General features: G+C 35.7%; 25 protein-coding genes and 1 tRNA gene. 10 read left to right on the plus strand and 16 right to left on the minus strand.

The window, feature by feature from the left end; all coding sequences use genetic code 11:
* Position 1: 1 nt before the first annotated feature.
* From DNG35_RS05380 to DNG35_RS05425, 10 genes are all read right to left on the minus strand, one after another.
* Positions 2-457 (minus strand): DUF1801 domain-containing protein, encoded by a 456-nt coding sequence (locus DNG35_RS05380; RefSeq protein ID WP_111126737.1) that lies wholly within the window; start codon positions 455-457, stop codon positions 2-4.
* A gap of 5 nt (positions 458-462) precedes the next feature.
* A complete protein-coding gene (locus DNG35_RS05385) occupies positions 463-1,410 on the minus strand; it encodes a 2-hydroxyacid dehydrogenase (protein WP_111126738.1) in 948 nt (315 codons plus the stop codon).
* Positions 1,407-1,805, minus strand: a complete 399-nt coding sequence (locus DNG35_RS05390) for a thioesterase family protein (RefSeq protein ID WP_158524873.1) — start codon at positions 1,803-1,805, stop codon at positions 1,407-1,409. The genes DNG35_RS05385 and DNG35_RS05390 overlap by 4 nt, the downstream gene beginning before the upstream one ends.
* A gap of 95 nt (positions 1,806-1,900) precedes the next feature.
* Positions 1,901-3,250 (minus strand): magnesium transporter, encoded by a 1,350-nt coding sequence (gene mgtE, locus DNG35_RS05395; RefSeq protein ID WP_111126740.1) that lies wholly within the window; start codon positions 3,248-3,250, stop codon positions 1,901-1,903.
* Positions 3,231-4,073 carry a 16S rRNA (adenine(1518)-N(6)/adenine(1519)-N(6))-dimethyltransferase RsmA gene (gene rsmA / locus DNG35_RS05400; protein ID WP_111126741.1) on the minus strand — a complete coding sequence of 281 codons (843 nt, stop codon included), beginning with the start codon at positions 4,071-4,073 and terminating at the stop codon, positions 3,231-3,233. The genes mgtE and rsmA overlap by 20 nt, the downstream gene beginning before the upstream one ends.
* On the minus strand, positions 4,070-4,381 hold the full coding sequence (locus DNG35_RS05405; protein WP_111126742.1) for a DUF4286 family protein: 312 nt from the start codon (positions 4,379-4,381) through the stop codon (positions 4,070-4,072). Before DNG35_RS05405 ends, rsmA begins: the two co-directional genes overlap by 4 nt.
* 4 nt (positions 4,382-4,385) lie before the next feature.
* Positions 4,386-6,170 (minus strand): tetratricopeptide repeat protein, encoded by a 1,785-nt coding sequence (locus DNG35_RS05410; RefSeq protein WP_111126743.1) that lies wholly within the window; start codon positions 6,168-6,170, stop codon positions 4,386-4,388.
* 46 nt (positions 6,171-6,216) lie between these two features.
* Positions 6,217-7,488 (minus strand): serine--tRNA ligase, encoded by a 1,272-nt coding sequence (gene serS / locus DNG35_RS05415; protein WP_111126744.1) that lies wholly within the window; start codon positions 7,486-7,488, stop codon positions 6,217-6,219.
* 72 nt (positions 7,489-7,560) lie between these two features.
* Positions 7,561-8,892: an HTTM domain-containing protein gene (locus tag DNG35_RS05420; protein WP_111126745.1), complete on the minus strand. Its 1,332-nt coding sequence runs from the start codon at positions 8,890-8,892 to the stop codon at positions 7,561-7,563.
* On the minus strand, positions 8,885-9,799 hold the full coding sequence (locus DNG35_RS05425; protein WP_111126746.1) for a bifunctional riboflavin kinase/FAD synthetase: 915 nt from the start codon (positions 9,797-9,799) through the stop codon (positions 8,885-8,887). Before DNG35_RS05425 ends, DNG35_RS05420 begins: the two co-directional genes overlap by 8 nt.
* A 94-nt stretch (positions 9,800-9,893) precedes the next feature.
* Between DNG35_RS05425 and DNG35_RS05430 the strand changes: the two genes are divergently transcribed.
* Positions 9,894-13,169 carry a reprolysin-like metallopeptidase gene (locus tag DNG35_RS05430; RefSeq protein ID WP_111126747.1) on the plus strand — a complete coding sequence of 1,092 codons (3,276 nt, stop codon included), beginning with the start codon at positions 9,894-9,896 and terminating at the stop codon, positions 13,167-13,169.
* Positions 13,170-13,214: 45 nt separating this feature from the next.
* On the opposite strand, the gene pth is transcribed toward DNG35_RS05430, so the two are convergent.
* The 3 genes from pth to DNG35_RS05445 form a co-directional block, all read right to left on the minus strand.
* Positions 13,215-13,847 (minus strand): aminoacyl-tRNA hydrolase, encoded by a 633-nt coding sequence (gene pth / locus DNG35_RS05435; RefSeq protein ID WP_111126748.1) that lies wholly within the window; start codon positions 13,845-13,847, stop codon positions 13,215-13,217.
* Between the two features lie 76 nt (positions 13,848-13,923).
* Positions 13,924-14,577 (minus strand): 50S ribosomal protein L25/general stress protein Ctc, encoded by a 654-nt coding sequence (locus DNG35_RS05440; protein WP_111126749.1) that lies wholly within the window; start codon positions 14,575-14,577, stop codon positions 13,924-13,926.
* Between the two features lie 31 nt (positions 14,578-14,608).
* The gene (locus tag DNG35_RS05445) at positions 14,609-15,547 is read right to left on the minus strand and encodes a ribose-phosphate pyrophosphokinase (RefSeq protein WP_111126750.1); all 939 of its coding nucleotides are present in this window, start codon (positions 15,545-15,547) and stop codon (positions 14,609-14,611) included.
* Between the two features lie 296 nt (positions 15,548-15,843).
* On the opposite strand from DNG35_RS05445, the gene DNG35_RS05450 reads away from it, so the two are divergent.
* Both DNG35_RS05450 and DNG35_RS05455 read left to right on the plus strand, forming a co-directional pair.
* A complete protein-coding gene (locus DNG35_RS05450) occupies positions 15,844-16,041 on the plus strand; it encodes a GIY-YIG nuclease family protein (protein ID WP_233494461.1) in 198 nt (65 codons plus the stop codon).
* 3 nt (positions 16,042-16,044) lie between these two features.
* Positions 16,045-16,126, plus strand: a tRNA-Leu gene (locus DNG35_RS05455).
* Positions 16,127-16,143: 17 nt separating this feature from the next.
* Here DNG35_RS05455 and DNG35_RS05460 read toward each other — a convergent pair.
* The gene (locus DNG35_RS05460; RefSeq protein WP_111126751.1) at positions 16,144-17,271 is read right to left on the minus strand and encodes a PepSY domain-containing protein; all 1,128 of its coding nucleotides are present in this window, start codon (positions 17,269-17,271) and stop codon (positions 16,144-16,146) included.
* A 132-nt stretch (positions 17,272-17,403) separates the two neighbouring features.
* On the opposite strand from DNG35_RS05460, the gene DNG35_RS05465 reads away from it, so the two are divergent.
* The 3 genes from DNG35_RS05465 (at position 17,404) to DNG35_RS05480 (ending at position 20,571) form a co-directional block, all read left to right on the plus strand.
* Positions 17,404-17,985, plus strand: coding sequence for a HupE/UreJ family protein (locus tag DNG35_RS05465; RefSeq protein WP_111126752.1), 582 nt, complete (start codon positions 17,404-17,406; stop codon positions 17,983-17,985).
* Between the two features lie 558 nt (positions 17,986-18,543).
* The gene (locus DNG35_RS05475) at positions 18,544-18,978 is read left to right on the plus strand and encodes a dCMP deaminase family protein (RefSeq protein ID WP_111126754.1); all 435 of its coding nucleotides are present in this window, start codon (positions 18,544-18,546) and stop codon (positions 18,976-18,978) included.
* A gap of 3 nt (positions 18,979-18,981) precedes the next feature.
* Positions 18,982-20,571, plus strand: coding sequence for a S41 family peptidase (locus tag DNG35_RS05480; RefSeq protein WP_111126755.1), 1,590 nt, complete (start codon positions 18,982-18,984; stop codon positions 20,569-20,571).
* Here DNG35_RS05480 and DNG35_RS05485 read toward each other — a convergent pair.
* Together DNG35_RS05485 and DNG35_RS05490 are read right to left on the minus strand one after the other, a co-directional pair.
* Complete coding sequence (locus DNG35_RS05485) at positions 20,568-20,771, minus strand: hypothetical protein (RefSeq protein ID WP_111126756.1); 204 nt, start codon at positions 20,769-20,771, stop codon at positions 20,568-20,570. The two genes, DNG35_RS05480 and DNG35_RS05485, sit on opposite strands and share 4 nt — an antisense overlap.
* Positions 20,772-20,778: 7 nt before the next feature.
* Entirely contained in the window at positions 20,779-21,354 is a 576-nt protein-coding gene (locus DNG35_RS05490; RefSeq protein ID WP_111126757.1) for a MarC family protein, read from the minus strand.
* Between the two features lie 103 nt (positions 21,355-21,457).
* On the opposite strand from DNG35_RS05490, the gene DNG35_RS05495 reads away from it, so the two are divergent.
* From DNG35_RS05495 to DNG35_RS05510, 4 genes are all read left to right on the plus strand, one after another.
* Complete coding sequence (locus tag DNG35_RS05495) at positions 21,458-22,039, plus strand: DUF3109 family protein (protein ID WP_111126758.1); 582 nt, start codon at positions 21,458-21,460, stop codon at positions 22,037-22,039.
* Positions 22,040-22,307: 268 nt separating this feature from the next.
* On the plus strand, positions 22,308-23,585 hold the full coding sequence (locus DNG35_RS05500; RefSeq protein WP_111126759.1) for a ribonucleotide-diphosphate reductase subunit beta: 1,278 nt from the start codon (positions 22,308-22,310) through the stop codon (positions 23,583-23,585).
* 3 nt (positions 23,586-23,588) lie between these two features.
* Positions 23,589-25,376, plus strand: a complete 1,788-nt coding sequence (locus DNG35_RS05505) for a ribonucleoside-diphosphate reductase subunit alpha (RefSeq protein WP_111126760.1) — start codon at positions 23,589-23,591, stop codon at positions 25,374-25,376.
* 65 nt (positions 25,377-25,441) lie between these two features.
* Positions 25,442-26,788, plus strand: coding sequence for a deoxyguanosinetriphosphate triphosphohydrolase (locus DNG35_RS05510; protein ID WP_111126761.1), 1,347 nt, complete (start codon positions 25,442-25,444; stop codon positions 26,786-26,788).
* Positions 26,789-26,794: the final 6 nt, after the last annotated feature.

Raw genomic sequence — 26,794 nt, forward strand, 5'->3', positions numbered from 1 at the left:
CTTACTTTTTGATGTTTTGTTCATAAATTTCTATCCATTCATCAGCGGTCATTTTCTGTGTTAATTCCGCAATAAGTTCATAAGGAATAGCCTCTGGTTTTTTAAAGCGCACACAACTTTTACCCATATCCAATTTGGTTTTAACATACTTAGGATATTCAGCAACAAACCAATCTAAAAGTTCCTTTTTAGCATAAATTCCCATATGGTAAAAGTTGATGGAATTTTTTTGAGAGGCAAAACTCATAAATGGTAATGGTTCTTCTGGTTTGCAATGGTAACCGTCAGGATATTTTGAGTGTGGCACATAATAACCTATCATCCCATATTGCATACCTTCTTCAAAACCCTTGGGTAAATTATTCTTAATAGTTTTTCTGAGTTTCTTTAACGCTTCTTGGCGATCTTCAGGCATTTGCTTGATGTAATCTTCGGGGGAAGTAGCTTTATACTGCATGATTTCTAATTTGCTTTAAAGTTAGCTAAAATTTTATTGACAATGATTTGAGCTAGTTTTTCTTTACTTTCGATGGTCCAGCCTGCAATATGTGGACTCAAAATAACATTGTCTGCTTTGATGAGGTACTGAAAAGCTTCAGGCATTTCTGTTTGGTCCTGAAATAAATTTTCGAAAGAAGTTTTCTCATATTCCAACACATCTAAACCTGCACCCATAATTTTTTGTGACTTGAGAGCAGCAACCAAATCTTTGGTTACCACCGATTTTCCTCTAGCGGTATTAATAAACCAAAACGGTTTAGCGAAAGCATTGATAAAACTCACATCAACCATATTTAAGGTCTTTTCTGTAAGCGGTGTGTGCAAACTCACCACATCGGCTCGCTGCTGAAATTCTTGTAAACTCACTTGTTCAGCATATTTATCGCCAAGCTTTGGCAAAATATCATAACAGATCACTTTACAGTCGAAACCTTGTAATTTTTTGGCAAAAGATTTACCCATATTTCCGTAGCCAATGATACCAACGGTTTTGTTTTCGAGTTCAAAACCGCGGTTTTCTTCCCGTTTCCAAATACCGTTTTTTACTTCGTCATTGGCAATAATCGTTCGGTTAAAAAGTGACAAAAGCATTGCCAAAGCATGTTCGCCAACAGCATTGCAATTTCCTTCTGGTGCAGCAAAAAGTTGAATGTTTTTTTGTTCCGCGTAAGCGATGGCTATATTTTCTAAACCCGCGCCAACGCGACCAATAAATTTAAGATTTTTGGCTTTATCGATAAAGGTTTTGTCTATTTCAAAACGACTTCTAATCACAATACCTTCGTAAAGATGAATAATTTTTTCGACCTCTTCTTTTGAAGATCTATAATCTTGGTCATTGATAAAACCGTTTTTATCAAGTTGTTCGATGAGAAGCTCGTGGTTTTTATCTAGGTGTAGAATTTTCATTCAAAAAAAGGTTTGACGATTTCTTCGGTTATACGTTGTGGCCTTTGTTTTTCTTTATCGACCAGACACCACAAAACTTTTGCTTGTGCTAAAAGGGTGTTATCTGCTTTTCGATAAATTTGTGTCTGACGTTCGCTTCTCACGCCTTTGTAATTGAGAATGTATGTTTTCAGCAACAATTCTTCACCCAAAAATGCTGGGCTTTTATAATCGATATTTAAATTGAGAACCACCCAACCGTATTTTTCTTGTACAGATTTATCTGCTTTTTCTTCCCAATGTTTTTGCGAAACCCACTGAACCCACTCAACATACTTGAGGTTATTGACATGGTTAAGGTCGTCGATAGCAGAAGGTTCCACGGAAAGTGAAAGAAAAAAAGGTATGGCTTGCATCGTCATATTTTAATTAAAAATAAAAAGGAATTTGTAAAATCCAATCAAAGTTAGTGTAATTAGTTTTTCTACAGAAAAAAGAAATTACAGTAAAATCAAAATCCTAGCATGATTTTGGCGATGTAGAAAAATAAGAATATTCCAAAAATATCATTGCTTGTCGTGATAAATGGTCCCGTTGCTATGGCAGGGTCGATACCTTGTTTATCTAAAATGATGGGAACAAAAGTTCCGATAAGGGCGGCAATAATAATGACCGATAACATCGAAATGGCAATTGTCAGACTAAAATTGAGTTGCATACCATTGACAAAGCCAAAAATGATGACCAAAACCCCTAGAACTAGTCCATTGATAAGGCTTAGACCAATTTCTTTTAGCAATCGATTGAGCAAGCTCCCCTTTACATTGTCGTTTGCCAAACCTTGCACGATAATCGCACTCGATTGAACTCCTACATTTCCTGCCATCGCAGCAATAAGTGGTGTAAAAAAGAAAAGCTCGCGGTATTTTTCTAGGGCTTCCTCAAAACCTTCCATAATAAAAACACTTCCCAGACCACCTAAAAGACCTAAAACCAACCAGGGCAATCTCGCTCTTGTAAGTTGCCAAATGCTGTCATCTGCTTCGACATCTTCTGAAATACCAGCAGCCATTTGGTAATCTTTTTCGGCTTCTTCTTTAATGAAATCTACAATATCATCGATAGTCACACGACCAACCAATCTACCCATTTCGTTCACCACAGGAATGGCTTCTAAATCGTATTTCTGCATGATACGAGCGACTTCCTCGCCTGGCGTGTGCACGGTTACCGAATCTACTTTGTCTATATAAATATCACTAATTTGTGCATCACTGGGTGCCGTTAGTAAATCTTTCAGCGAAAGCCTGCCTCTGAGTCTATCTTTGTTGTCTACCACATAAATCGAGTGAACTCTAGTCACGTGTTCGGCTTGTTGGCGCATTTCGCTCATACAGCCTGTAACACTCCAGTTTTCGTTGGCTTTTACCAATTCTTTTGCCATCAGACCACCGGCAGAATCTTCGTCGTAACGTAAGAGCTCGACAATATTATCGGCATGTTCTTCATCCTCTATATTGGCAATTACCTGTTCTTTCAGGTCATCAGAAAGTTCAGAAACGATATCAGCAGCATCATCGGTATCCATCTCCTCAATCTCTTCGGCAATTTCTTTGGCGGTAAGGTTGTTGAGTATTTTATCCCGATCGTCTTCATCGAGTTCCATTAAAACCTCAGCGGTTTTTTCACTTCCGAGAAGTTTAATCACATAAGTAGCTTCGTCTAACGATAATTCATCAAGAATTTCGGCAATATCGGCATGGTGCAATTCTTCAAAATGCAATTTGAGTTCCTGATTGTTTTTTTCTTCAATCAGCTCTTCTATACGCTCGATAAACTCTTTATTGATTTCTATTTGCATCGCCACCTATTTTTTGCGTAAGTTCTACAAATTGCTGCACCGATAATTGTTCGGGACGTTTGCCAAATATACTATCTTCTTTTAATTTTTCTGAGAGTTGTAAATTTTTTAAACTATTTCTTAACGTTTTCCTTCGTTGGTTAAAAGCAGTTTTTACGATGGTAAAAAATAAAGTTTCGTCAACTTCCAGTGTGAAGTTTTCTTTTCGGATAAGTCGTAAAACACCACTGTCTACTTTTGGCGGCGGATTGAAAACTCCTGGTGAAACCGTAAATAAATATTCGGCATCGTAATAGGCTTGGGTTAAAACCGATAAAATACCATAGGTTTTTGAACCTTCTTTTTCGCAAATGCGTTTGGCAACCTCTTTCTGGAACATTCCTGTAAACTCAGGGACTATTGCTCTATTTTCTATTGCTTTAAAAACAATTTGTGACGAAATATTATACGGAAAATTTCCTGTGATGGCGACTTGTTCTCCTTTAAAAAGTTGGTGTAAATCCAGTTTTAAAAAATCGGCTTCAATGATATCGAAATCTTCCCGGGCAATTTCCGGATGTTCGGTTTTAAAGTCTTCTTGTAAATAAGCAATAGATTCTTTGTCGAGGTCGATTACTTTTACATTTTTATCTTTTTGAAGTAAATATTTAGTTAAAACACCTGTTCCCGGACCAATTTCCAAGACGTTTACGTAGTTTTTCAGCGTAAGCGTATTACTTATTTTTTCGGCGGTATTTTCATCATGCAAAAAATGTTGCCCCAAATGTTTTTTGGCTCTTATCTGAGCTTGTTTGGGTTTTGGTGATGAAAATTTTTTGCTCATAATTCAAAAACTACTTCTAATTCAGTTCTGAATGCCACGAGTTGGTCTCCAAATTTTTTGACGGTTTCGTTTCTTAAAATCGCTGCGTTTTCTTTGTAATAGGTGTCCAAAGTCGCTTTGTCCTTAGCTGTATATTGTACCGAATAAGTCGTTCCGCCCATTTGTTCTTCTACCAATACTTTGGTCATCAGAGCTTTGGTAAATTTGCCTGTTTGCAACATTTTCGGAATATGTTCATTTTTCATCCAATCAAGCCAGCCTTGATGGATTTCATCATTTACATTGATGGTCACGTTATAAATATGCATAAGTTTATTGTATGTTGTCGCCGCGCAAAAGTCGGTATTTTTTCTGAGCTTCGGTGAAGTAAATACTATCTTGATGGTCAAAAATTATTCTTTCGTAGTTTTCTTTGGCCAATTCTGGTTTTTGTAAGTGGTTTTCATAAATTTTTCCGACAAAAAAGTAAACATCGTCTAAATAAATACTATTCTGTGTTACTGTTTTTATCTGTTCATAGGCTTGTATGGCAGCATCATATTTTTGCTGTGTTTCTAAAATTTTAGCTTTTTTAAACCACGCGTCGTCTTCGATTTGGTCACCTTTGTGATGTGTGAGCAAATCGTCTAAAACTGTTAGAGCTTGGTCATAATTTTCCTGGAATTGCAATAAATCTGCTTTCGCGAATTTCTTTAAAGCCGTTTGTAACGAATCTTCTGATGTGTTGGTAGAAATCAACACATTCAAATGCAGCGCATCGTTAGCAATCAGTTTTGAAGTCGCTGTTTTTAAGATTTTCAGTTGCATTTTTGCCCAATCGAAATCACCTGTATAAAAACTGGTTTTGGCAATTTTAAAAGTGGCTTCTTGAGCCAATTCGGTATTTTCTGCTATTTTCTGTACCTGACTATAAGCCAGTAATGCTTGATTGAATTTCTCCTGCTGTAGGTAAATATCGGCAATGGTCATTTTTACAGAAGCTTTAAAAAAAGCATCATTTTGCGTATTTTCGAAAATGTAATTGAGTTTCTCTAAGGCAGTGGTGGTTTCTTTCTTTTTAAAAGCAAGAAATTTGGCATATTCGTAATTCAGGTGATCCTGAAAAAAATTATCGTTAGGAAAATATTCAAATGCTTTTTGAAATGCTGCTTCTACTTCGTTCTCTTTTTTTGAATGTGCGATTGCTAACCTTAATTTTCGTACCAAGGGGTAAATTTTCTTTCCTGGAATTTCAGAAACTTCTATCACATAATCATAAATCTCTTTGGCTTCTTCTGTTTTATTCTCTTCAGCAGCCAAATCACCAATTTCTAACATTGGGTTAGTGTTTTGACTTTGCGACCTTAAATAGATCGCTTTTTCTTGTGTAAAAGCCTTTAAATATTCCTTTTGGTTAAGGTAAAGCCAGCTTAAAAACTCATTGTATAAAACATTTGGTGCTTGCTGGTTTCGGATGAGCAAAGTTTTTCTTAAGACTTCGTTGGCTTCGTTTTCTTTGTCTTCGGTAATGTAATCTGATATGATAAATTTTACATGATAACTCAACTTTGGGTCTTGCTCTAACACGTCTATAAACCGATCGAACATCTGTTGCAACTCGCCTTTCTCTCCATAAATATTGGCCAATTCCAAATTAAAGGTTTTGTTGTCTTGTTTTTCTAATGCCTTGGTGTATGTAGCAATGGCTTCATCAAGAAATCCATTCATTTGGAATTCTCGTCCAATAGAATAAGCGTAAGCGGGATTTTTATCGACAACATTTATTGCTTTATTAAAATAATTGGTCGCTTCCGCGGAATTATTCTGCATTTGGTAATTTAAACCCAAAGCCACCAAAAATTGCGGATGATTTTGAGCATTTTCTACCTGTTTTAACAAAACTTTTTCGGCAGTTGCATAATCTTCTATTGCTTGTAAAGCTTCGACATAAGCTTTTAAAAGCTGGATATTTCGTGGGTTTTTTTCGTAAGCTTTTTCGTAAATCGAAACTGCTTTTTCGAACTCTCCTTGTTCAAAATAGTTTTGTGCCAAAGCAATGTTTTGTGCTTGTAGCGAAAACGTAAGAAAAAATAATAGGGTTACTAATAAAAAACGCATCTTGCTAAGATAACAAAATGCGTTTGATATTATTGTTTTTTGAAAATTAATTGATGATATCAAAACCCGTATAAGGCACTAAAACTTCTGGTACTTTTATACCGTTTTCGGTTTGGTAGTTTTCTAAAATTCCAGCTAAAACTCTTGGTAAAGCCAACGAACTTCCATTTAAAGTGTGCACCAATTCTTTTTTACCTTCATTATTTTTGTAGCGAACTTTGAGTCGGTTACTTTGGAAAGTCTCAAAATTAGAAACCGAAGAAATTTCCAACCAACGGTCTTGAGCGGTTGAGAAAACTTCGAAATCATAAGTCAAAGCCGACGTAAATCCAAGATCGCCACCACAAAGACGTAAAATACGGTAAGGTAATTTCAATTCGTTCAGAATTTCCTTGACGTGCTCTACCATATTATCGAGCATTTGGTAGGATTCTTCAGGTTTTACCACATTTACGATTTCTACTTTATCAAATTGGTGTAAACGATTTAAACCACGTACATGCGCTCCGTAAGAACCTGCTTCACGACGAAAACAAGGGGTAAAAGCCGTACATTGAATCGGCAGTTGGCTCTCGTCTAACATTTCGTCTCTAAACATATTCGTAAGCGGCACTTCAGAAGTCGGAATGAGGTACAAATCGTCGTTTTGTATATGGTACATTTGCCCTTCTTTATCAGGCAGTTGCCCTGTACCAAAACCAGAATCTTCGTTCACGACCAACGGAACTTGATATTCGGTATAACCTGCCGCAATGTTTTTATCGAGAAAATAGGTAATTAAAGCCCGTTGTAATCTTGCTCCTTTTCCTTTATAGACCGGAAAACCAGCTCCTGTAACTTTGTTACCCAATTCAAAATCGATGAGATCGTATTTTTTTGCCAATTCCCAATGCGGTAAAGCATCGCCAGAAAGTTTTGGGATTTCGCCTTTACGGAAAACTTCTTCGTTATCGTCTTCACTTTTCCCTGCAGGAACCAAATCGTTTGGCACGTTAGGAATCGTGTACAATAACTCATTGAGTTCTTGTGAGACTCGGTTTAGCTCTTCTGAAAGGCTTTTTGAATTTTCTTTTAAATCACCCGTTTTGGCTTTAAGTTCGTTGGCTTTTTGTACTTCGCCCGATTTAAAAAGCTGCCCAATTTCTTTGGAAATTTTATTAGATTCTGCCAACACTTGGTCTAATTGTGTTTGCGTGTTTCTACGTTTTTCATCTAGTTCTAGCACTTGTTCAAAAACTTCTTGCGCTGCAAAGTTTCGCTTTGTCAAAGCTTTGATGTAGGCTTCTTTGTTTTCTCTAATGTGAGCAACTTGTAACATGGGAAAAGAAATAAGTATTTTATTTAAAACGCCAAAGTTACGTATTCTGGAAAATTAAAATGAATTGTAAGATTACTTTTTAACCTCTTTTTCTTCTTCAGGTAACAATACCCAATTGTTATGCCAGAAGTAGTTCCATTCCGCGGCAGCGAGATCTACCTTTGGGTCGATGAGTTGCTGATGGGGTTTTTGGTTGACACTTACCCGAGCGTTTACATAAACTTCAATAGCCTTTCCTTGCTCAGCATATTCTTTTTTGAGTCGCTGGGCAAACTGCCACATACAATCGGGCTTGGTACTCACCGTTCTAATTTGCTTATTGGTTAAGTAATCGTTGCGGTTGACGTAAGTTTCTTTACCGGTTTCTTTGTCTACAATTCTAAAAGAAGTGATTCCCGATTTAGAACGCAACATCATTCGCCAACTTAAACGATGGCCTTCTTCTGTCCATAAAACATCGCCTTTGATGAGCCAATGCCTTAACGGAAGCGTTACCTGAATGATAAACCAAGCCACTACAAAAGGTATAAAATAAGGTTTGTAATTGGGAATAATGATTTCATTCTTATCATAAAAAGGTTTACGTCTTAAAAAGTTTTTATGAATGGTTTTTACTGGAAAGAAGAATAAACAGAAAGCCAGTGACAAATAAGGAAAAATACCTATCTGAAATACAATACTATTAAACAGATGAAAAAAGATACCGAAAATAAAAATAGGCTTTCGAGTAGGTTTCCATAACAATAAAGGAACCACCAAAAGATCAAACAAAATCCCAAAATAGGTGATGATCACATGTGCCCAATGCTGTTGCAATAAATCGCCCACCAACCAATAATCTGCTCGCGATTGCATGAGCATTTTTGCTACCGAAAAATCTAGCCAATCGGGATACCATTTTGCTACGGAAGCATAGGTATAAACGATAAAAAGCTGTAAAATAATAAAAATATATATCCAATTTGGACAAGAAATAGCTTTGAGGCTCGGCTGTCTTTTAGCATCTAACGAAAAATAGCGATGTGCTGGAACAATTAACATAAAAATACAAATGAGAATGAGCAAATAATAGTGGTTATTGTAACTCGATTTTTGAAGTAAATACGTAATAGTCCACATTACGGTATACATTGCCATACTGAATTTATAACGATAACCCAACATGACAAATACCCCAAAAAGCCCAAGAACAGCATAAAAAATATACATTTGTGGACCGACAAAAATCTGTAAAAAATCAAACCCTATAAAGTTGAAGGTTTGCTGTGGTTCGACCAATGTTCTTCTAACCCAACCTGAAGCAATCGCACCCCAAGCTTCAAGTGTGATTAGAATTCCAAAAAAAATTCTAAAGACAATAAGCGCGCTATTGTCAACTTGTTTAAAAAACCATTTATCAATCATTATTGAGGTTTTGAATATAATTTTCGGTAAATTTTAAATCTTGCTGCATAGCTTCTACAAGTAATTCTACCGAGTGAAATTTTTTCTCGTCCCGTATTCGCGTAAGCACTTCTATTTGGATGCTTTTATCATATAGATTTCCATCGAAATGTAGGAAATAAACTTCGATGCTTGGTTTTCTATTTTCAAAAGTTGGGTTGTTGCCGATATTCATCATTCCGAAGAAGTTTTTACCTTCTATCTGTGATTGAACCACATAAACTCCCTTTTTAGGAATGATTTTATAGCTTTCAGAAATTTTGATATTTGCCGTTGGAAAGCCTAATTTTTTCCCTACACTTTCCCCTTTTTCTACTTTTCCGTTTATAACAAATGGCTTTCCTAGGTACTTATTTGCAGTATCAAAATCACCTTCTAAAATTGCTTTTCTAATCTTGGTAGAGCTTACTGCAACTTCATCGACATCCTGTTTGGAGATTTCTTCGACCGTAAAACGAAACTCTTTGCCTAGCTGTTTTAAGTCATTAATATCAGCAGCTCGATTTCTTCCAAAACGATGGTCGTAACCAATAATAACTTTTTTTGCCTTGAGCTTTTTCACCAAAATTTCTTCTACATATTCTCTTGCGGTAAGACGTGAAAACTCGTGACTAAATGGGTAAACTAAAATTTCATCCACCCCAAAACTCTTTAAAATGGCAATTCGCTCATCGATGGTATTGATGAGTTTGATCTCGACATCTTTCTGTAAAACCATTCGTGGATGCGGAAAAAAAGTAAGTACCACCGCATCTAAATTTTCTTTTTTTGCGGTTTTTATCAGACGTGACAATATTTTTTGATGCCCAATATGAACTCCATCGAATGTTCCTATGGTTACCACTGATTTATTAACTACTTCTATCAACTTTGAAAATTATTTATAAATTTTCTAAATAATTACTTTATAAACTTATAAAATATAATAAATTTAGCCCCCAATTTAATCATAACAAAATATTATGAAAACAAATTTACGTCATGTTTTAGGTTTAGTATTTATTTTCTGTAGTTTTTCAGCTATTAGTCAAAATAATTACTGGACTAGAACTTCTGAAGAACCCTTAAGTGAGCTTGAAAAAACAAGAAGGTCATCAACCCCAAATAATTATGAGCTTTACCATTTAGATTTAGAATCCCTAAAAGTTGCTTTGAAAAAAGCACCAGAAAGAGAAACTTTTACAGGAAAATCTCCTGTGATAGTTGAATTTCCTATGGGAAATGGAACTTTTGAAAAATTTCGTGTAAGTGCTTCTTCGATTATGGAAGAAGGGTTACAAGTAAAATTTCCAAATATTAGAACCTATAAAGCAATAGGTATTGATGATCCAACAGCAACCATGCGATTTAGTGTTACTCAATTTGGTTTACATACCATGAGTTTGTCCGGTAAAAGAAATGCCGTTTATATAGACCCTTACACAAAAGATACAGAAAATTATATTGTTTACAATAGAAAGGATTTACCTAGAAGTGCTTCCGATTTTATTTGTTCAACGCAAGAAGATATAGAGCTACCTTCGTTAGAAGGAAGAGGTGTGAATATGATGGATGCGGATGACAGCAAACATAGAACCTATAGACTTGCGCAATCTTGTAATGCAGAATATGGGAATTTATTTGCAAACCCAGGAACTGAAGTAGCTGATATTCAAGCACAGATGACCATTACCATTAACCGCGTAAATGAGATTTATGAAAGAGATTTGGCCATTACTTTAATTTTTGTAGCCAATAACGATCAGATTATTTACTACGGATCTACTACTAGTGATCCTTGGAATGGTGAATACAACAACACTACTCAAAATGTAATAGATAACATCATAGGAAATGCTAACTATGATATAGGTCATAATTTTAACACTTCTGGAGGTGGTAGTGCTGGTTGTATTGGTTGTGTTTGTACTACTGGTCAGAAAGGAAGTGGTTATACTGGAAGTTCAAATCCAACAGGTGATGCTTTTGATATAGATTATGTGGCTCACGAAATGGGGCACCAATTTGGCGCTTTTCACACTATGAACACATGTAATAGAAGTGGAAATGGACAAACAGAAGTAGAACCTGCTAGCGGCAGTTCTATCATGGGGTATGCAGGAATTTGTCCTGTTAATGTGCAGTTTAATAGTGATGCTCATTTTAACTATGTAAGTATTAAGAATATCACATCTAATACAAAAACAGGAGTAAGCAGTACTTGCGATGTAGAAACTGTCATTGCTAATCAGCCTCCTGTTGCCAATGCGGGTAATGATTACACTATTCCTAAATCTACTGCATTTGTATTAAGAGGTAGTGCAACAGACACTGATGGAACAAGCACCTTAACTTATAACTGGTCACAAAATGATCCTGAAGTAGCACCAGGAAATGGAACTCCTCAACCTACTTGGACGCAAGGGCCACTCTATAGATCAATTTTGCCTTTAACTACTCCTAACCGATATATGCCAAATCTATCAAGCGTAGTAAACGGAAATTTAACACCAACTTGGGAAGTAACACCATCTGTAGGAAGAACTATGAATTTCTCTTTTATCGTCAGGGATAACGGAAGTGGGTTTGCAAACGGTATAGGTCAAACCGATTCAGATTTGATGACCGTTACTGTAGATGCCTCTTCAGGACCATTTATAGTAACTTCCCAGAACAGTTCGGGTATTACATGGAGTGTCGGAACAACAGAAACTATCACTTGGGATGTAGCTAATACCAATAATGCTCCTGTAAATGCTTCTCATGTAAACATTTTAATGAGTACTGATGGTGGACAAACTTTTAATGTTACAGTAGCTAGTAATGTACCTAATTCTGGCTCTGCGAATATTATTGTTCCCTCTGTAGGAAATATCTCTAATGCAAGGATTATGGTAGAAGCAGCCAACAATATATTTTATGCCGTAAATCAACAGCCTATTACAATTCAAGAAGCTGAATTTATTTTAGCTTTTAATGATACTGATGTTTCTGTTTGTGAACCAAACAATGCTGTTTTCAACTTAACTTACAATACTTTTTTAGGTTTTAATGAAACAACTTCATTTTCTACAAATAATCTTCCTGCTGGTTTAACCGCAACTTTTAATCCAAGTACGGCAACAACAGACGGAACAAGTGTAACTTTAACTATTTCAGGAACAGATTTGGTCACACCAGGAACCTATAATTTTGAAGTCATTGGCACATCACCCTCCATCACAAAAACCTTTGAAGCAAATGTAGGAATTTTTAACACTAATATTCTAGTACCTACCTTAACTAGTCCTGCTAATCAAGCTACAGATATTATTAATCCAATCCTTACTTGGGTTGATTCTAATAATTCTGAAACTTATCAATTACAAATCGCAACAGATGTAAACTTTACAAATATTGTTATCGATACACAAGTGGGTCAAAACTCATACACCTTTTCGTCGGCTTCAGATAATACAACCTATTTCTGGAGAGTAAAAGCAATTAACAATTGTGCAGATTCTAATTTTTCTGCTCCATATGAGTTTAAGACAAAATCTTGTTCTGCATGTCCTTCAGAAGGTAATATGGACTTTCAAACAGGGACTACATTAGTTTTATTCAACACTATTAACAATGCAACCCCATCGGTTAAACCTTCACCTTATAGTGATTTTACTCATATTTCAACCAATGTTAATAAAGGAGACTCCTACGACTTAACCATAAATGTAAATACAGATGGGAACTATGCAGCTGGAACTATGGTTTGGATTGATTGGAACCAAAATTGTAACTTTGATGCTAATGAAGAATATAACTTAGGCTACGCTGTAAATACTCCTGATGGCCCTACAAATGGCTCTCCTCTTTCTATTACAGTTCCTACAAATGCGATGACAGGTACTACTACCATGAGAGTTTCAACTAGGTATAATAATTATCCTACGTCTTGTGGAACAGGTTACGATGGTGAAGTCGAAGACTATTCTATAAATGTGGGAACAGTTTCTACTGAAAATTTAGGCTTAAATGCTTCCGTAAATATCTGGCCAAACCCTAATCAAGGAGAGTTTACTATTCGTCTGAGTGCTAACAATCCGCTTCTTACCAATATCCATATTTATGATATAACGGGTAGATTAATATACCGTAAAGAAGTAGCTGCTCAAGAAAACACACAAGAAACGATCCGTTTGAATAAAGCTCAAACTGGTGTCTATTTTGTGAAACTATCTGACAAAAAAGGCTCAATTACTAAAAAAGTAATTATTGAGTAAAAGTTTTTATCATTATCAATAAAAAGGAAGCATTTTGCTTCCTTTTTATTTTCCATTAAAGGCATTCATCGTGTTATTAACACCAGCTGTACCAAAAGACCTAATAAGTTCAGCTGCTTTTTGTAATCGTTCTGGCAATTGTTTTTCTTCTTCATCTGTCCATTCGCCCAATACATAATCTACCTGTCGTCCTTTTGCAAACTCATCACTTATTCCAAATCTAAACCGAGCATATTGGTTCGTATTTAGCTGTTGCTGAATATCTTTTAAGCCGTTATGACCACCATCACTTCCTTTGGTTTTTAAACGAATGGTTCCGAAAGGTAAATTTAAATCATCGGTAATCACCAACAAATTCTCTATTGGTATTTTCTCTTTTTCTAACCAATACCTTACTGCTTTTCCGCTAAGGTTCATATAGGTGTTTGGTTTTAAAAAAATAAAAGTTCTTCCTTTATATTTATAGGTTGCGAGGTCACCTAACTTTTGAGTTTCAAAAGTTAATTCTTCTTTTCTTGAAATATAATCCAAGACTTTAAAACCTATATTATGCCTAGTATTTTCATATTTTTCACCAATATTTCCTAGACCCGCTATCAAAAATTTTTTCATAACGTCAACATCATTTTTTTGTTGAGGTTGCTTTTTTCCTAAAATTCTTCCAAAAAATGCAAGCATTCTTTTTTATTTGTAAAAATAAAAAAGCATTCCGTAAAAGGAATGCTTTTTAAATATAATAAATAGGTTGAAGCTATTAAGCGTCGTTTGAAGCTGCTGCTGCACCTTCGTCACTAACCTCTGTTGCTGGAACATCTCCTGCTGCAACTTCTGCTCCTTCTTCTTCCTCTTCTTCATCAGCAATAATGTTACGAGAAGTTTTCACTTGGCAGATAACTGTGTTATCTGGGTGTAAAATCGTATAATCTTCACTTTCAACTGCTGTTACGTATAATTTGTTACCTATTTTAAGCGGAGTAACATCTGCGATGATATAATCTGGTAATTTGCTAGCAAGACCTCTTACTTTCATTCTACGTAAGTTAAAACGTAAAACACCACCATTTTTCACACCTCTTGCAACACCTTCTGCGTGTACAGGGATTTCCATGGTGATTTCTTGTTCTTCTGTAAACTCATAGAAATCCATATGCAAGATAGCATCGGTTACAGGGTGAAACTGAATGTCTTGCAAAACAGCGTTGTAGCTTTTACCGTCTAAGTCTATCACTACCGTATGTACGTCTGGAGTGTAAACCAAGCTGTTGAATGACACTTCTGGTGCCGAAAAATGAACTGGTGTGTCTCCTCCGTATAATACGCAAGGAACCTCTCCAGCATTACGTAAGGCTTTTGTTGATTTCTTGCCTACGCTTTCTCTTTTAGATCCGTTGATCGTAATTGACTTCATTGTTTAAAATTTATAGTTATTGAAATATAATTTACATTAAAAATTTCTCGCTTATCGATTGGTTTTGATGCACAGCATTCATCGCATATGCAAACAAATCTGCACAAGAAACCACTTTTATTTTATCAGATTGTTGCTTTAGTGGAATAGAATCGGTTACAATAAGTGATTCTAATTTAGACTTTTCTAATCTTTCGTATGCATTTCCTGATAAAATGGCGTGGGTACAAATCGCTCTTACACTTTTTGCTCCTCTTTCCATCATCAAATCGGCTGCTTTCGTAAGTGTACCTGCGGTATCAACCATATCATCTACCAAAACAACATTTCTATCGGTTACATCACCGATAAGTTCCATATGCTCGATCACATTGGCTTTAGCTCTTTGTTTGTAACAAATTACCACATCGCTTTCTAAGAATTTAGAATAAGCGTAAGCTCTTTTAGAACCTCCCATGTCTGGCGAAGCAATGGTTAAATTTTCTAGTTTTAAACTTTCTAAGTAAGGTAAGAACACGGTTGATGCAAACAAGTGATCTACTGGCTTTTCGAAAAAACCTTGTATCTGATCGGCGTGTAAATCCATTGTGATGATTCTAGTAGCGCCTGCTGTTTCCAGCATTTTTGCTACCAATTTTGCCGCAATTGGTACTCTAGGCTTGTCTTTACGATCTTGTCTTGCCCAACCAAAATAAGGCATCACTGCGGTAATGTGTCTTGCCGATGCTCTTTTTGCCGCATCTAACATCAACAACATTTCCATTAGATTTCTGGTACTCGGGTTGGTAGAACCGATAATAAAAACTCTCGAGCCACGAACAGATTCTTCGAAAGAGGGCTGAAACTCACCGTCACTATAGGTTGAGGTAATTACGTTACCTAAAGGTAAACCGTAAGCCTTTGCAATTTTTTCTGCAAGTTCGACACTCTGAGTACATGCAAAAAGTTTGGCATCAACTGCTTGTGACATAATTTGTTATCTGTTTTTACCGATTAGAAAATTCTTCCCTAAAATTGAGTTTGCAAATTTAGCAATTAATTTGAACTACTAAAGTATTATTCTTTATTTATTTTGCTTAGAATCAAAAATATTTTATAATTTTGCCCCCTACTTGCTCAAGTGCCTACCTTGGGTAGGTAAAGCGGATTTATCTACCGAAGGTAGAATTGGTAGACCTGTCTGCCGACAGGCAGGCGCTCTAAGTGATAGTTATGATTTATGTATATGCAATATCCAGTCAAAAGAGAAATTACATATATGTAGGAATGACAAGTAGTTTGGAAGAACGGGTTAACAGGCATAATTTAGGAAGAGAAAGGACAACTAAACCCTATCTTCCTTTTATGTTGTTTTATTTTGAAGTCTGTGAAAATAGAAAAGAAGCTCGTATTAGAGAAAAATACTGGAAATCTGGCATAGGAAAAGAAAAATTACGAGTTTTACGAGATAAAAAAACACCATAAATTGCTCAAGTGGCGGAATTGGTAGACGCGCTGGATTCAAAATCCAGTTTCTTCGGAAGTGTGGGTTCGATTCCCACCTTGAGTACAAAAAAAGAGGCTTTTTTAGCCTCTTTTTTTATTCTTCTTTTTCATTTTGTTTATCCAAATAATAGTCCCTGTAACCGGCAAACTTGTTGCGATAAGACAAGCTAAAAAATAGATGGTTTTTGAAAAACTTCCGTAAATATAACCCATATGCAAGGGTTTGATCAAACTAACGATTTGTTGGTTAATCGGTTTTTCGCTAAAAATTTCTTTATCAAGTATTTTTCCGTCTCGGTCGATAGTGATATTGTCTGAAATGATAGGTGAAAATCTTTCTGAGCTATATTTTCTAACTTTGTAAACATCTGTGCCTTCTTGTAAAAAATTGATAGAAACATCTCCTTCATACGGAAACTCTTTGTCTATAACCTTTAAGGCATCATCAATAGTAATCATTTCGCCTTGAGCTTGAGAAACAATAGCTGGCTGATTTCTGCCTCCAAAAATTTGTGCGCCCAAGACTTTGGTGCCAAAATCACGATACCACTCAAAAGACCAACATAAGCCAGTAAGTGCCATGATAACGATAAAAATACAAGCATAAAAACCAAGGGTATTATGCAAATCGTGGTTAATGCGTTTCCAATTGGCTGAAAATTTGATTTTGAAGCCTGGTTTGAAGTTTTTCCACTTTGTTTTTTTGGGAAACCAAAGCACCAAACCCGTCACCGAAATAACTAAAAAGATAAGTGTCGCAATACCAACTATAGGTCTGCCAATCTTAGAATCGAGCAATAACCAACGATGCAATCGAAACATACTTGAAAAAAAACCATCTAAGTCTGATTTTAGATGTTGCTGATATTCACCCGTGTACGGATTGATGTAAAAAGTGGTCCCTCGCCTATCTTCTTTACTGGTTTTTACTCGAAATTCGTAAGCTTTTTCTTCGTTTGCTATGAGGGTAACAGCAGTTACCTTTCCTTCCTTTTGTAGGATTTTCTGGAGTTCTGTAATCGATTTTTTTGATGTTGCTGTTTTTTCAACGTTTAGTTCTTCTGAAGTAAAAGATTTTATTTCGTCTTCGAAAGTTAGGATTGTTCCGCTCAAGCAGACTAAAAACAATATAATTCCACTTGCTAAACCCAACCATAAATGCACATCGTTGATGAACTTTCTAAAAGTGTATTTTTTCTTTTTCTTCATTTCAAAATATTGATTTCGGTTGCAAAATTAAAAATTTATTTAGATTTATTTAAAATAATATTTTAAATATGAAATAGTACTTCTTTTTTAGATTTCATGTAAGTTTGACAAACCAACTCATTTATAGAACTCATGGATGAATTTTTAATTTATTTGAAATTAGGTTTAACCCACGTTTTAGACTGGAACGCATACGATCATGTGCTTTTTCTTTCGGTCTTGGTTGCTGCCTATACTTTTTATGACTGGAAAAAAGTGTTGGGTCTTGTCACTGTTTTTACCGTCGGGCATACAATTTCACTGCTTTTAGCTTCTTACAATATTGTAAGCGTAAATAGCAGTTGGGTAGAGTTCTTGATTCCTGTGACGATTATTTTTACAGCGCTCTATAACCTTTTTACGGTGAAACGGAATAAAAACGAAAAAATGGGTGCTTTTATGTTGGTGACTCTTTTTTTTGGAATCATTCACGGCTTAGGTTTTTCTAATTTCTTTGGAAGTACTTTAGGTAACGATGGCGTTGAAATCGCAAGATTACTTTCTTTTGCGGTCGGTATAGAATTAGCTCAACTTATTGTGGTAGTAGTGGTTTTATTATTGGCTTTTGTGTTTCAGAGTGTTTTTAAATATTCTAAAAGAGATTGGGTTTTGGTTATCTGCTCGTTAATTATAGGTTTAACGATTCCTATGTTACGCGAAAATTGGATTTTGTAAAAATTTGAAATAAGCTAAGTTGCTACATCGAAAAAACATTCTGAAGAAACTTGAGCTCAACTCCGCCAAAGAGCTTATTGCTTTTGCGTATAAAAACAACTTATGAAATCTTTCACAGATAGAAGGAAGTATGACAATTTAGTTATTTTATAAAAACTAAAAATATCATCAAGTATAAGCATCCTACATAAATAAGTTCTTGCTTAGATTCTTTTAATCTATAATATTGAAAATAAAACCAAACACTACTAGCTATAAAAACAGGTAAAATGAGGAAGAAAAAAATCCAATCAATTTTCTTGTAATAAACTAATAGAGCCAATGAAGCTCCTGTTAAGTTTTGTAATAAATATATCACTTTCCCAAATTTTATCTTCTCAATAACTTTTCTGTTTTCCATGTAAAACTTCAAGGAGTATAAAATTCCTATTGCAATAAGTATTGTAAGAAAATATATGTTACTCATTTTTAATAATAATGTAAAAATCAACTCAAAAGTAATAGATTTGCTTTTACTTTTTACAAATTGTAGATTTAAATCTGGAAAAAATCATTTTAATGAAACCCGCAAAACAACTCAAATTCGATAAAGCTTACCTTCGTATGGCTCTAGAATGGGGAAAACTCTCACATTGTCATCGCAGAAAAGTTGGGGCAATTATTGTAAAAGACCGGATGATTATTTCAGATGGTTACAATGGCACACCCACAGGTTTTGAGAATCCTTGCGAAGACGAAGAAGGTTATACCAAATGGTATGTTTTGCATGCCGAAGCCAACGCTATTCTTAAAGTTGCAGCCTCTACACAAACATGTAAAGATGCTACTTTGTACATCACCTTGAGTCCTTGTAAAGAATGTAGTAAACTCATTCACCAAGCTGGCATAAAACGAGTAGTGTATCTAGAAGCCTACAAAGATGATTCTGGACTAAAATTTTTAGAAAAAGCTGGCGTTATCTTAGAGCACATTACAGATTTAAAGCACGAATAAGACTTGAAAAAATACCCGCAAAAATACCTTCCGTTGATTATAGGAACAGCCGTCGCTGCCGGAATTTTTTTGGGCACTTTTTTTCAACGCGATAACATCAATGCGAGTTATTCTTCCAACAGTAAAAAAGAAAAACTTAACCGGCTTATCGACTATATCGATTACGAATACGTCGATAAAGTGAATACAGACAGCATTGTAGATGTTACCGTAAATTCTATTCTCAAAGACCTCGATCCGCATTCTACTTATATTCCGCAGAGCGAATATGCTGATGTATCACGAAATATGAAAGGTGATTTTGTGGGAATCGGGATTCAGTTTTATCGCCTTAATGATACTATTGCTGTGATAAAAGCATTAGAAAATAGCCCAAGCGAAAAAGCCGGCATCAAAGCAGGAGATCGTATTTTATATGCCGATAACATTGCGCTTTTTAGCCAAGAAATCACAGACGACTCGCTTAAAAATATCCTGCAAGGTAGAGAAAACACTTACGTGGATTTAAAAGTGCTTCGTAATAACAGCAAAAACTTACTTGACATTTCTGTAAAACGTAGTCATATTCCAATAAAAAGTGTAGTGGCTTCTTATATGCTCAACGAAAATTTGGGTTATATCAAAATCAATCGATTTGCAGAAACGACCTACGAAGAGTTCCAAAAATCCGCGAAAGCGCTAAAAAGCAAAAACGCTAAAAATATTGTTTTAGACTTGCGTGATAACGGCGGTGGATATCTCGACCAAGCGACACAAATAGCTGACGATTTCTTAAAAGAAGACCAGCTTATTTTATTTACCAAAAACAAAGACAATCAGATAAAAAAAACCTTCTCTACCGATGACGGAATGTTTGAAAACTCAAAGGTGTATGTCTTAATCAACGAAAATACCGCTTCTGCGAGCGAAGTCATTGCCGGAGCTTTACAAGACAACGATGTCGGCACCATTATTGGGCGTCGTTCTTACGGAAAAGGTTTGGTACAACGCGAGATGGATTTAGGTGATGGCAGCGCGGTAAGGCTCACGGTGGCTCGTTATTATACGCCTACAGGAAGATCGATACAACGCCCCTACGAAAACGGTGACAAAAGTTATTTTAACGAATACGAAAAGCGTTATAAAAATGGCGAATTACAACATAAAGACAGCATTTCGGTAAATGATAGCTTGAGCTATCAAACTCCAAAAGGCAAGATTGTGTATGGCGGTGGCGGAATTATCCCCGATATTTTTGTTCCTAAAGATCTCAACTACGAGAAAGAGAGTCTCATTTACATGCTTCGCATTGGCGTCATTGATCGTTTTATTTTTGAAGAACTGGAACGCGACAGAAGTTATTACAACGCCATGACTTTAGAAGATTTTGATGAGAATTTTGATGTCACTGACAATATCGTAGTCGATTTTATCGATTACTTGAAAGATGCCGAAGTAGATTTTAGTTTTAGAAACTATAAACCTTTACTAAAAAAGTACCTAAAAGCAAGTATTGCCGAGCAATTGTTTGGTACCAATGTCAAAGAAAAAATCATCAATGACGACGATAAGATGATTCAGAAGGTGTTATCTTTAGAAGAAAAAAACAATTAATTTAAATCGTCATATTTCTGTTTTATGGTTCTCGAAACCAACAAAATAAACATCAAAACAATCACGCACAAACAAGCCAATACACAAGCTAAAGCTACACTGCTTTCTTCCCCAAAAAGGTTAGAAAAGTCGAGTAAAGTTGCGTTGTAGATAAGCAAGGCTGCTGCAGAAATAATCAAAAAGTAAATCAGATATTTCATTATTTTATTAATTAAAAAGCGATTGTATATTGGTGGCAAAAAGTTTTACTGCTATCGCCAATAAAACCACTCCAAAAATCTTCCTGATAACATTAATCCCTTGAGAGCCGAGCACTCTTTCTATTTTTCCTGAAGATTTAAGCACCAAATAAACAAACACCACATTTATCACAATGGCGATAATAATATTTACGATTTCAAATTCCGCTCTAAGCGAAAGTAAGGTCGTTAAGGTTCCTGCTCCAGCTACCAAAGGAAACGCCAATGGCACGATTGAAGCTGTTTCTGGGGCATCGTCTTTATACAGTTGAATACCCAATATCATTTCTAAAGCCAAGAAAAATAGGATAAAAGAACCTGCCACCGCAAAAGAGTTGACATCTATACCTATTAATCCCAAAATTTCTTCTCCTATAAATAAGAAAACCGTCATTAGAATTCCCGCGACAATAGAAGCTTTTTCGCTTTGTATGTGTCCTACTTTTTGTCGTAAACCCACAATAATCGGTATACTGCCAATAATATCTATGACAGCAAACAAAATAAGACTGGCGGTAACGATTTGTTTAAGATCCAATTCCATGAGTTTTCACTTTAAAAACCGTGCAAAGTTATTTTAACAAAATAGAGTGATAAAAATTACAAAGCCAAACTTTTCTTAAAATTATATAATTACCTTTGTCGCTATGTTTCAGTTAGGTAAAACCATAGTTTCCGAAGACATCCTCGAAAAAGATTTTGTCTGTAACCTCACCGCTTGCAAAGGCGCATGTTGTGTAGAGGGCGAAGCCGGAGCTCCGCTCGAAGCAGAAGAAACACAACTATTAAAAGACATCTTTCCCATTATAAAACCTTACTTGAGAAAAGAAGGCATTGCAGCGATCGAACAACAAGGAACACACGTAGAAAATGAGTTGGGCGAACTCGAAACGCCACTTGTTGACGGAAAAGAATGTGCTTACGTGACTTTTAACAAAGAAAACATCGCTCTCTGTGGGATTGAGGCTGCTTACCGTGATCAAAAAATAGACTGGAAAAAACCTATTTCCTGTGAACTATACCCTGTTAGGGTAAGTAAATACTCTCAATTTTCGGCGGTAAATTACCATCGTTGGCCTATTTGTGATGACGCATGTACGCTAGGCAAAGAATTACAAACCCCCATTTACAAATTTGTAAAAGAAGCACTCATTAAAAAATTTGGAAAAGAGTGGTATGAAGAGGTGGAAGAAATCGCTGAATCAAGATTAAAACCTTCAAAAAAATAGTTAAAAACTTTTTCTTCAAAAAGAATTTTGACAACCTAAAAATCACTAAAATTTTGCAGCTCACAAGTGATAATTCTTCACTTTAGCTATAAAATCAGCATTGTTAGGTTTAATCTTTAAGTCTTTTAAAGTCAGTAAGTTAAAATCATGTTAATAAGATTGTTAAGAACAAAAACGGCTCAATCTGAAAACCTTGGGTATAAATTACCATCTTTACATACATTCTTTTTTATCAAAAATAATTCTAGTAGATTTTTAAGTGAACCGCATGATGATAACCCATATTACAAAGAGAGATTTTAGCCGAAAAACTTTTGAACTCAGCAAAATTACACAGGCTATTTTTAAAGCGATGAAAGCTGTGGGCAATGGAAAAATTGAAGATGCTCAACTTATTGCCAATAACGTTCATGACGCATTACTTCAACGAAAAAACGAAGATCAAGATTATACGCCAACAGTAGAAGAAGTACAAGACATTGTAGAGGAAAGGTTGATGATGAGCGAATTTCCTGATGTGGCAAAAGCTTATATTTTATACCGAAACAAACAAGCGCAAAGTAGAAAAAGCAACATTTTCGAAAAACGTATCAATCTTAAGCCTTATGAGTACCCGCAACTATATGAATATGTAGCAGCGATAAGACATTCGTATTGGATTCACACCGAATTTAATTTCACTAGCGATATTCAAGATTTCAAATCTAATTTAAACGATGTTGAAAGAAGTGCCATCAAAAATACGATGCTTGCTATTTCACAAATCGAAGTAGCGGTAAAATCATTCTGGGGTGATATTTACCATCGTATGCCCAAGCCAGAAATTGGTTCGGTTGGCTCTACTTTCGCAGAAAGTGAGGTGAGACACCACGATGCATATTCACATTTATTAGAAATCTTAGGCCTTAACAAAGAGTTTGAAGAACTCAAGAGAAAACCTGTGATTATGAAGCGTGTGCAGTATTTAGAAACTGCACTTAAAAACGCTAAAAGCGAAAACGACCAAGAATATGCAGAGTCTATTTTGTTATTCTCGCTGTTTATCGAACATGTGTCGTTGTTCTCTCAGTTTTTGATCATTATGGCTTTCAATAAATACAAAAACCAACTCAAAGGAATTTCCAATGTCGTAGAAGCAACTTCAAAAGAAGAGCAAATTCATGGTGATTTTGGTATTGATATCATTAAAATTATTCAAGACGAACATCCAGAATGGTTTGACGACAACTACACCTATATGATCCAACAAATGTGTGAAGATGCCTTTACGGCAGAGAGTAGAATTATCGACTGGATTTTTGAAGAAGGTGAATTAGATTTCCTTCCTAAAGCAGTAGTAAATGAGTTTATCAAAAACCGTTTCAACAAATCTTTAGAAAGTATTGGTATTGCTAAAGTATTTGAAATTGATGAAAAATTATTAGCTCAAACCGAGTGGTTTGACGACGAAATTATAGGGACCAAACACGGAGACTTCTTCGTGAAGCGATCTATCAATTATAGCAAAAGAACACAAAGTATAACTAGCGACGATTTATTTGACTAACCTATGGAGAACAAAACATTAAACCAGCAAGCAGATCTACAAAAAGTAGACAGCACACAAGAATTTGTAAAAGCAAGAAAAGAAGTATTAACCCACAAACCTCACCAAGAAGAAGGCGGTTTTGAATGGTTAAACGAATTTAGTCAGAAATTTTTATCTGCAGGTTACCTTACCGAAGGTGTAACTCCTAAAGCTCGCATTCGCGAAATTGCAGAAAGAGCAGAACAAATTTTGCAAATACCCGGTTATGCTGACAAGTTTTATAACTACATGTCGCAAGGTTTTTTCTCATTAGCATCACCTGTTTGGTCTAACTTTGGGAAACAACGTGGTTTACCCATTAGCTGTTTTGGTTCGCATGTAGATGATGATATGGGTAATATTTTGTACACCCAATCAGAAGTAGGGATGATGTCTAAACTCGGTGGCGGGACTTCAGGTTATTTCGGGAAAATTCGCCATAGAGGAGCTCCTGTAAAAAACAACGGGCAAGCTTCTGGAGCTGTGCATATTATGCAATTATTTGAATCTATGGTTGATGTCGTAAGTCAAGGTTCTGTTCGTCGTGGTCGTTTTTCTCCATACCTGCCTATCGAGCATCCAGATGTAAAAGAATTTTTAGAGATAGGTACCGAAGGAAATCCTATTCAAGGCTTAACCCATGGTGTCACTGTCACTAGCCAATGGATGCAAGAAATGATTGCTGGCGACGAAGATAAGCGTTCGCTTTGGGCAAAAGTATTACAAAGTCGTGCTGAAATGGGTTATCCGTATATTTTCTTTACCGATAATGCCAACAATGGGAAACCAGAAGTCTACAAAGAAAAAGATTTACCTATTTACGCCAGTAATCTTTGCACCGAGATTATGTTACCTTCCAATGATAACTGGTCATTTGTTTGTGTGCTTTCTAGTATAAATGTGTTGCACTATGACAAATGGAAAGATACCGATGCGGTAGAAACCATGATTTATTTCTTAGATGCCGTGATTACGGAATTTATTGAAAAACTGGAAGCTTATCGTGATTCGGCAAATAGAGACGATCGCCAAACTTTCTTGTTTATGGAAAGAGCTTATAATTTTGCGAAAGAAAACCGCGCCTTAGGTTTAGGTGTTTTAGGTTGGCACTCATTATTGCAGTCTAAAATGATTGCTTTTGAAAGCCAAGATGCTTTTAACTTAAACCACGAAATTTTCAAAGCTATTCAGGATAGATCATATAAAGCTTCAAAAGAATTGGCAGAGAAATTTGGCGAACCAAAAGTTTTAAAAGGTTACGGAAGAAGAAACACCACCTTAAATGCTGTGGCGCCAACAACCTCATCGGCATTTATTTTAGGACAGGTTTCTCAAGGCATCGAGCCTATTTGGTCTAACATTTACGTAAAAGATATTGCAAAAATAAAGACCACTATCAAAAACCCTTATTTAGAAGCTTTACTGCAAGACAAAGGACAAAATACTTTAGAAGTTTGGCGAAGCATTAGGGATATGGATGGATCGGTACAGCACTTAGACTTTTTAACTGATGAAGAAAAAGATGTATTTAAAACCTATTCAGAAATCGATCAGTTAAACATCATTTATCAAGCAGCAGGAAGACAACCTTATATCGACCAAGGTCAGTCGCTTAATATTATTGTACACCCAGAAATGCCCGTAAAAGAAATCAATAAGATACATATTACTGCATGGAAAATGGGCTTAAAATCTTTATATTATCAACACAGTATGAATGCAGCTCAGAAATTCAAACAAAAGAAAGAGTGTACGAGTTGTGAAGCTTAACTAATCAATTCTTTATATGGAAGGTCGGTTTTTAAGCCGACCTTTTTAATTAAATAACAATAGTTATGAATTGGGAAAATTTACTTTCGCTTAAAAAATACGGAGATCAGAAAAAACGCTTGCGTAGCGAAGAAAACAAAACACGACTTGGTTTTGAAGTAGATTACGATCGTATCATTTTTTCTTCGGCTTTTCGGTCGTTGCAAGACAAAACACAAGTGGTTCCGCTGTCTAACGAAGATTTTGTACACACGAGACTAACACACAGTCTCGAAGTTTCGGTCGTGGGAAGGTCACTCGGAAGAATTGTAGGAGAAAAAATTTTACAAAAACATCCGCAATTAGAAACTTCTTACGGGTATCAGTTTAGTGATTTTGGTGCCATTGTCGCTGCTGCCTGCTTGGCGCATGACATCGGAAATCCGCCCTTTGGGCATTCAGGTGAAAAAGCAATTGGTGAGTTTTTTTTAAACGGAAAAGGAAAACGTTTTAAAGAACAACTGACCGAAAAAGAATATACCGATTTAACCAAGTTTGAAGGAAACGCCAATGGTTTTAGACTGCTCACAGAAAACCTAAATTCCAGTGAAAACGGGCTGCGGATCACCTATGCAACTTTAGGTGCGTTTATGAAGTATCCCAAAGAATCGCTTCCGCATAAACCTACCAAAGATATCAATGATAAAAAGTATGGATTTTTTCAGTCGGAAAAGAATATTTTTAAGGATGTCGCCGAAGAATTGGGCTTGATAAAGATTGGTGATGAAAAAGATCTTCGTTACAAAAGACATCCGTTAAGTTTTTTGGTAGAAGCAGCAGACGATATTTGTTATACCATTATCGATTTTGAAGATGGGATAAATCTTGGGCTCATTGAAGAAGAAAAAGCCTTAGAATTTTTAATCAAATTGGTAAAAGAAAAAATCAACACCCAAAAATACCAAGAACTCAAAACTAAAGCAGCAAGATTAAGCTATTTGCGTGCACTTTCCATCAACACTTTAATACAAGAGGCTTCAGCTATTTTTATTGAAAACGAAGAGAAAATTCTAGCGGGAAAGTTCAACACCAGTTTATTAGACAGTTCTTCTTATAAGGCTCAAATAGAAGACATCATCAAGATTTCTGTCGATAATATTTACTTTAGTCAAGAAGTGATGCAAAAAGAAATTACGGGCTACCAGGTGATTCATACTTTACTGGATAATTTTTGTAGAATTATTGAAAAAAATTATTCCAATGAAAGTTTACTAAGTATTGACCGACTTATTTACAAAAGCTATATCGAGGAAAAAGTAAAATTTCACGAAAGTTTTACAACCTACCAATGGTTACTTTGCGTAAGTAGTTACGTAGCCTCTTTAAGTGATAGCAAGGCAATTGAGATTTATAAACAACTGCAAGGGGTATAAGTCAAT

Source organism: Mesonia sp. K7 (assembly GCF_003233725.1).
Classification (GTDB): Bacteria; Bacteroidota; Bacteroidia; order Flavobacteriales; family Flavobacteriaceae; genus Mesonia.

Coding starts and splice junctions, on each gene's coding strand:
- DNG35_RS05485 (WP_111126756.1), bottom strand. CDS start 20,771: ATGAAATATCTGATTTACTTTTTGATTATTTCTGCAGCAGCCTTGCTT.
- DNG35_RS05420 (WP_111126745.1), bottom strand. CDS start 8,892: ATGATTGATAAATGGTTTTTTAAACAAGTTGACAATAGCGCGCTTATT.
- DNG35_RS05505 (WP_111126760.1), top strand. CDS start 23,589: ATGGAGAACAAAACATTAAACCAGCAAGCAGATCTACAAAAAGTAGAC.
- mgtE (WP_111126740.1), bottom strand. CDS start 3,250: ATGCAAATAGAAATCAATAAAGAGTTTATCGAGCGTATAGAAGAGCTG.
- DNG35_RS05495 (WP_111126758.1), top strand. CDS start 21,458: ATGTTTCAGTTAGGTAAAACCATAGTTTCCGAAGACATCCTCGAAAAA.
- DNG35_RS05430 (WP_111126747.1), top strand. CDS start 9,894: ATGAAAACAAATTTACGTCATGTTTTAGGTTTAGTATTTATTTTCTGT.
- DNG35_RS05460 (WP_111126751.1), bottom strand. CDS start 17,271: ATGAAGAAAAAGAAAAAATACACTTTTAGAAAGTTCATCAACGATGTG.
- DNG35_RS05475 (WP_111126754.1), top strand. CDS start 18,544: ATGAAACCCGCAAAACAACTCAAATTCGATAAAGCTTACCTTCGTATG.
- serS (WP_111126744.1), bottom strand. CDS start 7,488: ATGTTACAAGTTGCTCACATTAGAGAAAACAAAGAAGCCTACATCAAA.
- DNG35_RS05405 (WP_111126742.1), bottom strand. CDS start 4,381: ATGCATATTTATAACGTGACCATCAATGTAAATGATGAAATCCATCAA.
- DNG35_RS05500 (WP_111126759.1), top strand. CDS start 22,308: ATGATGATAACCCATATTACAAAGAGAGATTTTAGCCGAAAAACTTTT.
- DNG35_RS05440 (WP_111126749.1), bottom strand. CDS start 14,577: ATGAAGTCAATTACGATCAACGGATCTAAAAGAGAAAGCGTAGGCAAG.
- DNG35_RS05510 (WP_111126761.1), top strand. CDS start 25,442: ATGAATTGGGAAAATTTACTTTCGCTTAAAAAATACGGAGATCAGAAA.
- DNG35_RS05380 (WP_111126737.1), bottom strand. CDS start 457: ATGCAGTATAAAGCTACTTCCCCCGAAGATTACATCAAGCAAATGCCT.
- DNG35_RS05445 (WP_111126750.1), bottom strand. CDS start 15,547: ATGTCACAAGCAGTTGATGCCAAACTTTTTGCATGTACTCAGAGTGTC.
- DNG35_RS05450 (WP_233494461.1), top strand. CDS start 15,844: ATGACAAGTAGTTTGGAAGAACGGGTTAACAGGCATAATTTAGGAAGA.
- DNG35_RS05410 (WP_111126743.1), bottom strand. CDS start 6,170: ATGCGTTTTTTATTAGTAACCCTATTATTTTTTCTTACGTTTTCGCTA.
- rsmA (WP_111126741.1), bottom strand. CDS start 4,073: ATGAGCAAAAAATTTTCATCACCAAAACCCAAACAAGCTCAGATAAGA.
- DNG35_RS05490 (WP_111126757.1), bottom strand. CDS start 21,354: ATGGAATTGGATCTTAAACAAATCGTTACCGCCAGTCTTATTTTGTTT.
- DNG35_RS05465 (WP_111126752.1), top strand. CDS start 17,404: ATGGATGAATTTTTAATTTATTTGAAATTAGGTTTAACCCACGTTTTA.
- DNG35_RS05390 (WP_158524873.1), bottom strand. CDS start 1,805: ATGCAAGCCATACCTTTTTTTCTTTCACTTTCCGTGGAACCTTCTGCT.
- pth (WP_111126748.1), bottom strand. CDS start 13,847: ATGCTTGCATTTTTTGGAAGAATTTTAGGAAAAAAGCAACCTCAACAA.
- DNG35_RS05385 (WP_111126738.1), bottom strand. CDS start 1,410: ATGAAAATTCTACACCTAGATAAAAACCACGAGCTTCTCATCGAACAA.